Genomic DNA, 13,665 nt, shown 5'->3' with positions numbered 1-13,665 from the left:
GCCACAGGGTTTAGTAGAGCATAGCTTTCTTTCAGGCACAAAAAAGCCCGCAAATGCGGGCTTTTAAAATACAGCGAGGAAAAGGCTTACATCATGCCGCCCATTCCACCCATGCCGCCCATATCAGGCATCGCAGGGGCTGCACCACCTTCTTGAGGCTTATCAGCAATCATCGCTTCTGTTGTAATCATCAGACCAGCAACAGAAGATGCCGCTTGCAACGCGGTACGAGTAACTTTAGCTGGATCGATAATACCGGCTTCGATCATGTCTAAGTATTCGCCAGTTGCAGCGTTAAAGCCGAAGCTGCCTTCGCCTTTTTTCACTTCATTCAATACAACTGAAGGCTCGCCACCAGCATTTTGAACGATTTGACGCAACGGAGCTTCCATAGCACGCAATGCTAAAGAGATACCAACGTTTTGGTCATCGTTATCGCCGCTTAATTCGTGAACATTATTCATGGCACGAACCAGAGCAACACCACCACCAGCAACAACACCTTCTTCAACCGCAGCGCGAGTTGCAGCTAAAGCATCGTCAACACGTGCTTTTTTCTCTTTCATTTCGACTTCAGTTGCCGCACCCACTTTAATGACTGCAACGCCACCGGCCAGTTTTGCAACTCGCTCTTGTAGCTTCTCTTTATCGTAATCAGAGTTAGATTGCTCAATCTCGGCTCGAATTTGCTCAACACGTGCTTTGATATCTGCTTCGTCACCAGCACCATCGACAACAACAGTATCTTCTTTAGTAGAAGTCACACGCTTAGCAGAACCTAGGTGTTCTAGCGTCGTTGTTTCTAGGCTAAGGCCAATTTCTTCAGAGATAACAGTACCACCTGTTAGGATAGCTAAGTCTTGCAACATCGCTTTACGGCGATCACCAAAACCAGGTGCTTTCGCCGCTGCAACTTTAACAGTGCCGCGCATGTTGTTAACAACCAAGGTTGCCAACGCTTCGCCTTCGATGTCTTCAGCGATGATCATCAATGGACGGCTAGCTTTCGCAACCGCTTCCAATACCGGAATAAGGTCACGAATGTTAGAAATTTTCTTATCAACCAATAGGATGTAAGGGTTTTCTAACTCAGCAGACATGGTTTCTTGGTTAGTCACAAAGTAAGGTGATAGGTAACCACGGTCGAACTGCATACCTTCAACAACGTCAAGCTCATCAACGAAGCCGCTGCCTTCTTCAACAGTCATCACGCCTTCTTTGCCAACTTTTTCCATCGCATCGGCAATCAGCTGGCCGATAGTGGCATCAGAGTTCGCAGAAATAGTACCTACCTGAGCGATAGACTTAGAATCAACACAAGGAATAGAAAGCTTGGCTAACTCTTCAACAACCGCTGCGGCTGCTTTGTCGATGCCGCGCTTTAGATCCATTGGGTTCATGCCCGCTGCAACTGCTTTTAAGCCTTCATTAACAAACGCTTGAGCAAGTACCGTTGCTGTTGTTGTACCGTCACCGGCTTCATCGTTGGCTTTAGAGGCAACCTCTTTCACCATTTGCGCGCCCATGTTTTCGAACTTATCTTCTAGTTCGATTTCTTTAGCAACAGACACACCGTCTTTAGTAACGCTTGGCGCACCAAAGGATTTTTCTAACACGACGTTACGACCTTTTGGGCCTAACGTAACTTTCACAGCGTCCGCTAATAGGTTAACGCCGTTCTGCATTTTGTCTCGTGCTGAAAGACCAAATAAAACTTCTTTAGCTGTCATATTTTTTAACCTTGTTAACTCTCAAATTTCAGAAATTATTCAATAACACCAAAGATGTCGCCTTCACTCATGATCAACAGCTCTTCACCGTCAATCTTTACGGTATTGCCAGCGTACTGACCAAATACAACCGTATCACCGACTTTCACATCTACTGGGCGAACATCACCATTATCTAATACACGACCATTACCAACCGCTAAAACCTCACCCTGTGATGGTTTTTCTTTGGCAGAGCCGGGAAGCAAGATGCCGCCAGCTGTCGTTTCTTCCTCTTCTTTGCGACGAACAACAACGCGATCCTGCAAAGGGCGAATATTCATGAATAAGCCTCCTAAAAAATGTTGGGACTGTTATATATAGTTCGTTACCGCCAGTTGTCTTTGAAGAGTCCTGAATAAGATTCAAGCGATTCTTATTTTCAAGGTACTCTTATTTAGACTTAAAGCACTATTTAATACACGAAGTGCTTGGTAATTACACAAAGTGGTTGATAGCACTTAAAGTACTGGGCCGTAACATCATTGCAGCGAATAAGTGGGGGCGGTTAAGTCCATTTCAACAGTCTTTTTTTAAATTTATTACGCATTTTTTTGGACTCAGCGTCACTCATCGCCCTCCAAGCTAAAATTGATCAATTCCTAATCAGACTTGCCCAGTAGAACCGGCAATGCCATCATCGCGACTCATCGACTCTAACCGAATCACGCAAGCTCTATGACTTCCATTTTGAACAAATCACGACTCAACATGCTCATCGTCGGCCCTGGTGCTATTGGCTCGCTGGTATGCGCTCAATTTCAAGAGCACTACAATTGCTATGCTTATGCACATCGACCCGACCTAGAGCTGGCTGAGCAGCTTATTAATCATTCAGACTCACCAGCCGAGGCAAAGCAACAATCCTTGCAGCCATCCTTAACAACTCTAAAGTGGCAAGCGCACACCTCGATACCGAACCTATCGATAGATATTATCTGGGTCTGCTGTAAGGCCTTTCATAGCCACAGGATGACGCAGCAATTGCTTCAGCAACACCCTAAAGCGATTGCCATCCTATTGCATAATGGTATGGGACCACAGCAAGCCCTCAGTGATGAATTTGCCGAGCGCGTACTTTGGGGAGCAACTACCTGCGGTGCCGTTAAACAAAGCAGTCACGTGTTTTGCCAGACCGCGCTCGGGCAAACTCAAATTGGCTACCCGACACCTCAACCATTACCAACGCTGGTGAAACAGCTTATCGATGACTGTTCGCAAACAACGCCGTTTTTAGGCCTAACCGCCAACCCCAACATTCAGCAGGTGTTATGGCATAAGCTATTAGCCAACAGCGTCATCAACCCGATCACCGCCTACGCACAATGCAATAATGGCGATGTGCTTGCGCCTGAGTTCACTGCCGATGTAGCCGGTATTTGCCAAGAAGTTACTCACCTGATGCGCCAGCAAGATATCAAGCCGCCAGCCGATGCTGTAGCATTTGTCCGCTCACTGGCACAACTGACGGCCAACAACCGCTCATCGATGGCCGAAGACGTTCGACAAGCTCGTAAAACCGAGATCGACTTTATTCTTGGTTTTTTATTAGAACAGGCTAGGCAGACTGGCTTTGCAACACCCTTTATAAGCCGCTGGTATCAGCGCATTATTCAGCACAGTCAGACAGACGCTTAAATATCTATTTATCTAGCTCTACTGACCTAACTAACAATGGCAATGTCTATGAATGACAACAGTCGCGATCAACGGATTAAAACGGTACACAAGCTACTGTGGCTGTTATCGCTCACCTGTAGCGGGCTAGCAGGGCTTTTAGTATGGCAACAAGATGGCTTAGTGGTTATTAAACTCTGTCTACTGTTGGTGTTTATCTCACTGTTGGTGCTGGCTGGGCTATCAAGACGGCAGAGCCATGCAATGCAATTGGGGCATTCCGCTTCTGATAGTGATACAGAACATCACAAAGATGACTCTGAGTCTGAGTCGGATCAAGACCCTGCGACCGAGCTGGCAAAACAACGTAAAGAGCTTATCGCAACACTGACCAGCGGCGTCGCTCACGACATCAACAACCCGCTGAGCGTTATTCAACAGAACGTACAAAATATTAATCGCCGTCTAGGTGAGCCGCTGGCCGCTAATCAAACGCTGGCAGCTGAGTTGAATATTGATCTCAACCAACTCAAAAACTACTTAACACAGCGTGATATTTTTGAATTCTTAAACCAGATAGAGCAGTCAGCCCTGCGCGCTTCTGAGCTTAGCCAAAACTTATTGCAGTTCAGCCAAACCAATGCCGCACCACAGCAGGTTTTTACTGTTGCAGAGCTGATCGAGCGCAGCCTAGCAATGACGTACCTGACGCCTCGCTACCAACAACTGTCGGCATGTTTACCGATCAACATTAAAACCGACATCGCCAACCCCAATGAAAAAATCAGCGGTATTTTTATCGAACTGCAACAGGTGCTGATAAATTTAATCGATAATGCTTTAGATGCGATCGAAGAGCGTCGCCAATGCGTACAAGATATCCTGCAAGCAGATATTCTGCTTGAGCAGAAAACAACCAGAGATAAACAATGTTTAATCAGCGTTAGCGACAACGGCATGGGAATGGACGAAGCAACACAACAACGGCTATTTGAACCATCCTTCACCACCAAAGCGAGCGGACACGGCATTGGCTTGGCTTTATGCCAGCAAATTGTCAGTCAACATCATCAAGGCAAGCTAAGCGTTACCTCTAAACAAGGCGTTGGCTCCTGTTTGAGCATTAAGCTGCCGCTAACAAATAACTAAACACAAATCTGTCCAGCCTCTAAGATCGTGCTTAGACAGACTTTAAAATAGCCTTCTAAATTTAACAGTTTAAGGAATAAAAAAATGGGCTTTCGCCTTTCAAAAATTTACACCCGAACCGGTGACAAGGGTGACACTGGACTCGGTACAAACGAACGTATATCTAAAGCAAGCTTACGCATTCATGCCATTGGCGATATCGATGAACTGAATAGTTGTATTGGCGTGATTTGCGAAACCCTAGCCCAAACACATCCTGCTCACTCAGCGCTAATTCAGCGCCAGCATGATCTATTTGATTTGGGTGGCGAACTGGCCATGCCCGGTTATGAGTTACTGACCGAGCAATTAATCACTGATCTAGAACAAGAAATAGACCGACTCAATCAGGATATTCCACCGCTGGAAAATTTCATTTTACCGGGCGGGAATCTAGCCGCCGCTCACACCCATATGGCTCGCTCAATTTGTCGCCGTGCAGAACGATCCATCGTTGCATTCAATCAACAAGAACAGGCGCCGCACCTTATTGCTCAGGGCTATTTAAACCGGCTTTCAGATTACCTGTTCGTCTTAGCACGCTACTTAGTTATCGAAGCTGGCGGTGATGAAGTACTTTGGCAATCACGCCATAAACGCTAATCCAAACAAACCTGCTTTGCTGAACGGTCAAGCGAGCGGCCAACCATCAAGCGGTTTAAGCTAATGGCACTGGATGGCCGCTCAGGCAAACAGGTTTTCTTCATAAACAAAAGAGCAGATAAAACAATCAGCCATTAATTTTTATCAAGAAAAAGGCGTACAGCGCTAAACCAAATCGGTGTCTGGTCGATAACTAAATTGTCACCAACATACATTCATTTAGAAGGGGCAATAGCTCATGACGGCTATTATTCTTGGTAAAAATCTACTCAGCAAAGAAGAACTGATCGAATTTGCATTCAGTGACTTAAACTCACAGTGCTTAAACTTGACTCAGCTGACCAACCTTACCACCGACGTTGCCCAAAAATCGTCGCTGGCACTGATCAAAGCAATGAAGGCTGAACGGATTTATGTTTCAACCAAACCTATAACTTCTGTAGATACCACAAAAATTGGCCAATAGGTCAACAATTGATTCTGCTTGGCTTTCCTGCCATTTCCTACTTGGTAAAACACTCAGAATAAGATAGCCTGCCCTCCTCATTTTTTCGTTCCCTTTGCGACGCGCTGGGAACGGTTCATCCAATTAATGATTCAAGGCTTATGGCTAACAAAACCCCACTTTATGAAGCGCACTTAAAATCTGGCGGCAAAATGGTCGATTTTAGTGGCTGGCAAATGCCGATAAATTATGGCTCGCAAAAAACTGAACACACCTATGTGCGTGAATCCGCAGGTATGTTCGATGTTTCTCATATGACCATCGTTGACGTTGAAGGGCCTCAAGCAAGTGACTTTTTGCGCTACCTGTTAGCTAACGATGTGGCGCGATTAAAAAGCGACGGCAAGGCGCTTTATACCGCTCTACTGAATGAACAGGCAGGCATATTGGACGACCTGATTGTTTATAAGACCGACCTCGGTTATCGCACCGTGGTCAACTGCGCAACACGCGAAAAAGACCTCGCTTGGTTTAATCAGCATGGCGCTAACTTTGATGTTCAGATACAGGAACGCCCAGAGCTTGCCATGATCGCAGTGCAAGGCCCCAACGCTCTTGAACGTAGCCAGCAGGCTTTTAATGACACTCAGTCAGAGCTCATTAGCCAGCTCTCGCCTTTCCAAGGCTTGCCAATAGACGACTGGTTTATTGCTCGCACCGGCTATACCGGTGAAGACGGTTTAGAAATCATGCTGCCAGCAGAACAGGCAACAGCGGCTTGGCAGGCTTTGCTAGACGCAGGTGTTCAGCCTTGCGGCTTAGGCGCACGCGATACCTTGCGTTTAGAAGCCGGCATGAACCTATACGGCAATGACATGACCGAACAGAACCACCCGTTAGAGTCTGCTATGGCCTGGACTGTTGCTTGGCAACCAGAAGAACGTGACTTTATTGGCCGCCAAGCACTGACAGCTATCAAAAACCAAGCGAATCAGCAAAAATTGGTTGGACTAGTGCTTGATGCGAAAGGCGTTATGCGTGCTGAGCAAAAGGTTTACGCCAGTGATGAAACAACACTGGTCGGCGAATTGACCAGCGGTAGCTTTTCACCGACACTTAACCAATCTATTGCGATAGCTCGGGTGGATAACAACATTGACGAACAATGTTGGGTCGATATTCGAGGTAAGAAGTTGCCTGCAACGGTAATTTCACTACCCTTTGTCAGAATGGGTAAAAAGCAGTTTTAATTAACGACTAATCTAATTAACTCTCAAGCATTATTAACAATCTCAATTATTAACAGGTTATCTAAGGATTTTTTCATGAGTAATATTCCAGCCGATCTGAAGTACGCCATCTCTCACGAATGGCTAAGAGAAGAAGCCGGTGACGTGGTCGTGATTGGCATCAGTGATTACGCCCAAGACAAACTGGGCGATGTGGTTTTTGTTGAACTACCGGAAGAAGGTGCTGAATTCAATGCAGGCGACCCTGTTGCTGTGGTTGAGTCTGTAAAAGCCGCCTCTGATATTTACACACCGGTAACCGGTGTTATCACCGAAGTGAATTCTAACCTCGAAGATAATCCTGAGCAGGTTAACGAAGACGCTTACGAAGATGGCTGGCTGTTTAAAATCCAAATGTCTGACCCTGAAGAGGTTAACGACCTAATGGATGCTGACTCTTACGCCGACCAGTGCTCTGAAGAATAAGAGTAACTAGGAAAATAAAAGTAACTAAAAAATAAGAGTAATTAACAGCTAACGCGAACAAAGCAATCTTAAAGTTGTTTCGCGTACGTTGATTTAAGATGGACATCATAAAAGGTCTCAAAGTGCAGGCCTTTTATTTTTGCTAAGCCGTAAAAAATGCCAGCATCAGCTTAGGCTTACTCTGATGCTGACATGCTTTCAAGTTAACACTGAACGAACTGCTAACCCAACGATACTAATTGCTGAGATATACATGACTTCATTATCAAACTATGAAAATTCGAACGCCTTTATCAGCCGCCACATTGGCCCCAACAAACAACAGCAGAAAGAGTTGCTGGCTGCGGTTGACGCCGAAAGCTTAGATCAACTCAGCAATAAGATCGTCCCAGAGAACATTCAATTTAATCAGCCGTTAGCCTTAAACAATGCCACCACTGAAACCGAATCGTTAAGCTATTTAAAAAGCTTGGCGCAGCAAAATATCGTTGCCAAAAGTTATATCGGTATGGGTTATTACGACACCGAAGTGCCGACTGTTATTCAGCGTAATGTGTTAGAAAACCCGGGCTGGTATACCGCCTATACGCCGTACCAGCCAGAGATTGCGCAAGGTCGACTAGAAGCGTTAATGAACTTTCAGCAGGTGATCCTTGATTTAACCGCCATGGATATTGCCAATGCCTCCTTGTTGGATGAAGCCACCGCGGCGGCAGAAGCGATGGCCATGGCAAAGCGATGCGTCAAGCGGAACAAATCAAATCGCTTCTTTGTCGATAAAAACACGCATCCACAAACCATTGATGTATTAAGAACGCGTGCCGAATATTTTGAGTTTGAATTAGTCGTTGATGATCTGGTGAACTTAGCCGCCGACGATGTCTTTGCTGCCTTCATTCAATACCCAGGTTCAAACGGTCAGCTCAGCAACCCGCAGCCCTTTATCGACGCGCTGCACGAACACAATGCACTGGCCATTGTCGCTACCGATCTAATGGCACTTTGCTTACTCAAAGCACCGGGTGAAATGAACGCCGATATCGTGCTTGGTAGCAGTCAACGCTTTGGTATTCCAATGGGCTTTGGCGGACCACACGCGGCCTTCTTTGCTACTCGTGAAGATTACAAACGAGCCATTCCAGGCCGTATTATTGGCTTATCCAAAGACAGTGCCGACAAGCCAGCTTATCGCATGGCGCTACAAACTCGCGAGCAACATATTCGTCGCGAAAAGGCGACATCGAATATCTGTACGTCACAGGTGTTGCTAGCGAACATGGCTGGTTTCTATGCTGTTTATCATGGTGCAGACGGTATTCGTCAGATTGCAAAACGCATCCACCACCTGACAGGCATCTTGGCAGAAGGCTTAGAGTCGCGAGGTGTTTACGTCAGTAATACGCACTTTTTCGACACCATCAGTTTTACTTCACCGCAACTTGAAGACATAAAGCTGCGCGCAACAGCCGCTCAAGTAAACCTTCGCTTTAGCGACAATCTAGTTGGTATTTCTATCAACGAAACCACAACGAGCGCAGACATTGAACAGCTATTTGATGTCATTTTAGGCAGTGATCACGGCTTAAGCTTATCCAGCCTCGACCAACAGATTGGCAGCAAAAACACCACCTTTGTGCCAGAAAATTTAGAACGTAAAAGCGCTTACTTAACGCATCCGGTTTTCAACAGCTACCAAAGCGAAACCAATATGCTGCGCTATCTGAAAAAACTCGAAAATAAAGACTTAGCATTGAACCACAGCATGATCGCTCTAGGTTCGTGCACCATGAAGCTGAACGCTACCGCTCAGATGATGCCCGTTACTTGGGAAACCTTTGGCCGCATCCACCCATTTGCGCCAAGTGAACAAACCCAAGGCTATCAAAAATTACTCGCAGAGCTGCAACAGATGTTAGAAGCCATTACCGGTTTCGATGCGGTGAGCTTGCAGCCTAACTCAGGAGCGCAGGGTGAGTACGCTGGCTTATTAGCTATCCGAAAATACCAAGAAGCTAATGGTGAAGCGAATCGTGATATCTGCCTAATCCCTCAGTCTGCTCACGGCACAAACCCTGCCTCAGCACAGATGATGGGGCTAAAAGTGGTTGTCGTGAATACCGATGAGCAAGGCAATATTGATATTGATGATTTAAAAGCCAAAGCAGAAAAAGCCGGCGATAACCTCAGCTGTATGATGGTGACTTACCCATCGACCTACGGTGTTTATGAAGCCGGTATCAAAGAAGTCTGCCAAGTGATTCATCAACACGGCGGCCAAGTTTATATGGACGGCGCCAACCTTAATGCCCAAGTCGGTTTAAGCCGCCCTGCCGATATCGGTGCCGATGTCGCGCATATGAATCTACACAAAACTTTTGCCATTCCGCACGGCGGTGGTGGTCCTGGTATGGGCCCTATCGGTGTTGTGAGTCACTTAAAGCCTCACTTGCCGAACCATTCGGTTGCGCAAATAAAAGAGGGTAACCCATTAATGGGGGCGGTTTCTGCAGCACCTTACGGCAGCGCATCGATCTTACCAATCTCATGGATGTACATTCGATTACTAGGCGCAAACGGTCTAAAAGAAGCCAGTCAGGTGGCGATTCTAAACGCTAACTATGTGGCGAAAAAACTCGCGCCCTGCTTCCCTATTTTATACACCGATGCCAATGGCTACGTTGCTCATGAATGCATCATTGATTTGCGGCCATTAAAGGCGGCAACCGGCATTAGCGAAGTTGATATTGCCAAACGCTTAATGGACTTTGGCTTCCATGCGCCGACCATGTCATTCCCAGTGCCGGGCACCTTTATGATTGAGCCGACCGAGTCGGAGTCAAAAGAAGAGTTAGATCGATTCATTGAAGCGATGACAACCATTTACCAAGAAATTCAGCAGGTCGAAAACGGCAGCTGGTCATTACAAGATAATCCATTAGTCAATGCGCCGCACAGCCAAGCTGACTTACTCAACGACTGGCAACGCAGTTACAGCCGTGAGCAGGCGGTATTCCCATTAACTTGGGTGGCAGAAAATAAATTCTGGCCAAGCGTGAATCGTATTGATGATGCTTGGGGCGATAGAAATCTATTCTGCTCTTGCCCAGATACCAGCAGCTACCAAGAACAAGAATAAGAGCGACTGACAACCCGTTCGATAACTCATAATGGAGACAATTTCATGGAACTTATTTTAACCATTTTGGCCGATGACAAACCGGGAATTACCGAAAAGTTGGCAGCCGTTATCGAACAACATCAAGGCAATTGGCTAGAAAGCCGTTTGGCGCGCATGGCCGGTAAATTTGCCGGCATCGTTCGTGTTCAGGTGGCAACCAACGAGGCTGCCGCACTGCAAACTGCGTTACTGCCGCTAAAGCAAGAGGGCTTGTCAATACAGGTTGAAGCAGCAGACTCCGTTGCCGATGACACGTTGAGTAACCTAACCATTCAGGTTGTTGAGGTGGTCGGTAACGACCGGCCTGGTATTGTTCGGCAGGTTACCAACGTACTGGCAAGCATTGGCGCAAACCTAATTGATATAAAAACTGAAATCGAACCCGCATCGATGAGTGGCGGTAATCTATTTAAGGCACTGATCAAGTTTACGCTACAGGATGAGCAAAACCTGATACAGATAACAGATGCTTTAGAGGCGTTGTCACCCGACCTAATGGTCGATACTGATCAGCGATAGCGCTGATTAGCTAATCCAATTTTTCGCTAATTCACAGCCAATCAACAAGTCAGCTCCGAGTGCGCCAGTGCATACACTGGCACATTCCGCAGCGGCTGCAACAGCTCATAATTCAACAACATCGCTTTACACTGCTCAGCGGCTGAAGTTGTGTATATCGCTGTTTCAGCGATCCGAGGTTGAATGCCCAACTGCTGATAGCAATGAAAAGCATAATTCGCTACGGCTCGACCGGTATCAACGATAGCCACCGGCTTGCCTAGAGCTGTGAGAATTTGATCTGTAATTAATGGGTAGTGCGTGCAACCTAACACTATGTGATCAACACCTTCAGCGACTAGCGGCTGACAGTATTTTTTTATTAAACGTGGCAGCTGTTCACTAGAATGCTCAATGGCGTCGGCCAAGCCGACACAACGCTGACTAACCACCGTGACACTTGGTAAAAACCGACTCAACAGCTCACTGTATCGTTGCGAACTGACAGTATTCTCTGTCGCCAATACCGCTATTTTTTTACATTGAGAACTTAGCGCCGCAGGCTTAACACCAGGCTCAACGCCAACAATGGGCAGATCAAACTCTTCACGCAATAATTCAATCGCCAATGCCGTTGCGGTATTACAGGCCACCACAATAACGCTGCAACCCTGATCAACTAGCCATTGAGTAATGCTTCTGCAACGTTGAACAATAAGCTCAGCAGGCTTATTGCCGTAAGGCGAATAATGCTGGTCAGCAACATAAAGCAAAGAAAGCTTTGGGTAGTGAATTTTTAATTGCGTCAAGACGGTCAACCCGCCCAGACCAGAATCAAAGACACCGATCATAGAAGTCATTCATAGTTAATGAACCGTTAATCGCAATAAAGAAAAGATGGTTAAAATCAACCCCATAATATCAATCTGTATAGCGCTTTGTAAGTCAGTTAAATCGTTTATGAACGAACATTTTTTGCTAAACTAAGCAAACTATAATAATAAAACAAAGGAACAACGCGATGGTTGCGAGCATTTCTGAACGCGATATTTGCACACTTAACAACGGCCAAACATTAAAAAAATATCAATTAACAAACAGTCTTGGCGCACAAGCCTGCTTCTATAATCTTGGTGCGGCATGGATAGAATTTAAGTTAGCAGCCGATGAACCAAACTTGGTTCTCGGTTGTAACACGGCACAGGCTTTTATAGAGCAATCGGCTTTTTTAGGCGCTACCGTTGGCCGCTACGCGAACCGCATCGCGCATGGGCAATTTATGTTAGATGGTGAATTAGTACAGCTGGAGCGAAACTTAGCTGGCCACCACCTTCACGGTGGCAGCACCAGTTTGGCAAAAAAAATCTGGCAAAGTCATATTGAACTGGACGCACAACAAATACCAACGCTGACCTTTCATTGCCGTAGCCAACACGGTGAATCTGGCTATCCTGGTAATGTCGACTTTGAAGTCAAAATACGGCTAACAGAGTCCAATTGTGTGCAATTCCAATACAGCGCCACGACCGATAGAAAAACAATCGTTAACCTAACCAACCACAGTTACTTTAATTTAGATGGCCACGACTATGGTAATTTGGACCATCACGCATTCCAAATTGAAAGTACCGATGTTTTAAGTACCGATGACCTCTGCATCCCAACCGGCGAAATCGTCAACCGCGCCGAAAGCCTGTTAGACTTTTCTCAATGGCGTAACATTAAACAGCCACTGACCGAGTTAACCGACCCCTTATTAAAACCCTTTCAAGGTTACGATCACTGCTACTGCTTCGACTCAAGCAAAAGACTGATCACCATGGCACGCGCTAAATCGTCACGCTCAAATCGAGAATTGGTCTGCAAATCCGACCTACCAGGAATGCAGTTTTATAGCGCAAATTTTTTACAAGATACTGCTATCGACGCCTCACACCGCTACAACCGCCATGGAGCCTTCTGTTTTGAGCCAGGCTATTGGATTAATTCGCCAAACCATACACACTTTCCCCAATGTATTATTGACGAACGCAACGGCTACTCAGCTATAATTGAATACTCATTTTTATAGATGGATGTATTCCCTAATGAAAAAAACCTTGATGATGGCATTAACAACGCTATTCCTTTCATCACTCAGCTTTGCTGGCGGCAAAGGTGGCCTTGAATTAGCGCTTTCTTCATACGGCGGACTCGGAGTGACTGCCGCTAAAGGTTATCCACTGCATGTAACCTTTTTACGCTCCAAAGGTTTATACACCTATGGCGAGCTAGAAGTTGGCGCAGGCTATAACGATGAATTTGTCGCAGGCGCAGACGCCAGTGCTGGCCTGTTGTTCCCAATCGATAAAGGTATCAGTATCTATGTCAGTGCCGGTCCGGCTATTGGCATTGCAGACGACGCTGTATTTGATATCGGTGCCGAAATCGGTGCCAATGTCGATGTGAATAAAAGCTTAGTTTTTGTTGAAGTTGGGACTCACCCAACCTCAAACTATGTCTCCGTTGGCGTACGTTTTTAAACTTAGTTAGGCCTTTATCTGTTTAGGAACATGTTCGTTAATTTAAAAAATAAAAAAGGAGCCATTGGCTCCTTTTTTGTTGCTGTCTAATCCAGCTCATTTCATTTTTTTGACTTCAGCCTAACTGGCT

13 protein-coding genes are annotated in these 13,665 nt (G+C 46.0%); 10 read left to right on the top strand and 3 right to left on the bottom strand.

The features are described 5' to 3' along the window. Positions 1-86 precede the first annotated feature (86 nt). On the bottom strand, positions 87-1,730 hold the full coding sequence (groL, locus tag FME95_RS01440; RefSeq protein WP_147712476.1) for a chaperonin GroEL: 1,644 nt from the start codon (positions 1,728-1,730) through the stop codon (positions 87-89). A 35-nt stretch (positions 1,731-1,765) separates the two neighbouring features. Further along, entirely contained in the window at positions 1,766-2,053 is a 288-nt protein-coding gene (groES, locus tag FME95_RS01435; protein ID WP_147712474.1) for a co-chaperone GroES, read from the bottom strand. A gap of 394 nt (positions 2,054-2,447) precedes the next feature. Here groES and FME95_RS01430 point away from each other — a divergent pair, with 394 nt between their 5' ends. The 8 genes from FME95_RS01430 to FME95_RS01395 all read left to right on the top strand — a co-directional run bounded on the left by FME95_RS01430 (position 2,448) and on the right by FME95_RS01395 (position 11,034). Then, positions 2,448-3,407: a ketopantoate reductase family protein gene (locus FME95_RS01430; protein WP_147712472.1), complete on the top strand. Its 960-nt coding sequence runs from the start codon at positions 2,448-2,450 to the stop codon at positions 3,405-3,407. Between the two features lie 48 nt (positions 3,408-3,455). Next, complete coding sequence (locus tag FME95_RS01425) at positions 3,456-4,535, top strand: sensor histidine kinase (protein ID WP_187265409.1); 1,080 nt, start codon at positions 3,456-3,458, stop codon at positions 4,533-4,535. Between the two features lie 84 nt (positions 4,536-4,619). After that, on the top strand, positions 4,620-5,177 hold the full coding sequence (locus FME95_RS01420; protein WP_147712468.1) for a cob(I)yrinic acid a,c-diamide adenosyltransferase: 558 nt from the start codon (positions 4,620-4,622) through the stop codon (positions 5,175-5,177). A 238-nt stretch (positions 5,178-5,415) separates the two neighbouring features. Continuing rightward, positions 5,416-5,643, top strand: coding sequence for a hypothetical protein (locus FME95_RS01415; RefSeq protein WP_147712466.1), 228 nt, complete (start codon positions 5,416-5,418; stop codon positions 5,641-5,643). Positions 5,644-5,783: 140 nt separating this feature from the next. Then, positions 5,784-6,872, top strand: a complete 1,089-nt coding sequence (gene gcvT / locus FME95_RS01410; RefSeq protein ID WP_147712465.1) for a glycine cleavage system aminomethyltransferase GcvT — start codon at positions 5,784-5,786, stop codon at positions 6,870-6,872. A 75-nt stretch (positions 6,873-6,947) separates the two neighbouring features. After that, positions 6,948-7,337 (top strand): glycine cleavage system protein GcvH, encoded by a 390-nt coding sequence (gene gcvH, locus FME95_RS01405; RefSeq protein WP_147712464.1) that lies wholly within the window; start codon positions 6,948-6,950, stop codon positions 7,335-7,337. A 253-nt stretch (positions 7,338-7,590) separates the two neighbouring features. Then, complete coding sequence (gene gcvP, locus FME95_RS01400) at positions 7,591-10,473, top strand: aminomethyl-transferring glycine dehydrogenase (RefSeq protein ID WP_147712463.1); 2,883 nt, start codon at positions 7,591-7,593, stop codon at positions 10,471-10,473. 45 nt (positions 10,474-10,518) lie between these two features. Then, positions 10,519-11,034, top strand: a complete 516-nt coding sequence (locus FME95_RS01395) for a glycine cleavage system transcriptional repressor (protein ID WP_147712462.1) — start codon at positions 10,519-10,521, stop codon at positions 11,032-11,034. 41 nt (positions 11,035-11,075) lie between these two features. Here FME95_RS01395 and murI read toward each other — a convergent pair whose 3' ends face one another. After that, positions 11,076-11,873, bottom strand: a complete 798-nt coding sequence (gene murI / locus FME95_RS01390; protein ID WP_246109300.1) for a glutamate racemase — start codon at positions 11,871-11,873, stop codon at positions 11,076-11,078. 161 nt (positions 11,874-12,034) lie between these two features. On the opposite strand from murI, the gene FME95_RS01385 reads away from it, so the two are divergent. Together FME95_RS01385 and FME95_RS01380 are read left to right on the top strand one after the other, a co-directional pair. Continuing rightward, on the top strand, positions 12,035-13,084 hold the full coding sequence (locus tag FME95_RS01385) for an aldose epimerase family protein (RefSeq protein WP_147712461.1): 1,050 nt from the start codon (positions 12,035-12,037) through the stop codon (positions 13,082-13,084). A gap of 16 nt (positions 13,085-13,100) precedes the next feature. Continuing rightward, complete coding sequence (locus tag FME95_RS01380; RefSeq protein WP_147712460.1) at positions 13,101-13,535, top strand: hypothetical protein; 435 nt, start codon at positions 13,101-13,103, stop codon at positions 13,533-13,535. Positions 13,536-13,665 lie beyond the last annotated feature (130 nt).

It is taken from the genome of Reinekea thalattae (assembly GCF_008041945.1).
GTDB lineage: Bacteria > Pseudomonadota > Gammaproteobacteria > Pseudomonadales > Natronospirillaceae > Reinekea > Reinekea thalattae.
Note: the sequence above shows the minus strand (reverse complement) of the source record. Positions and strands in the feature narration are given on the sequence as shown.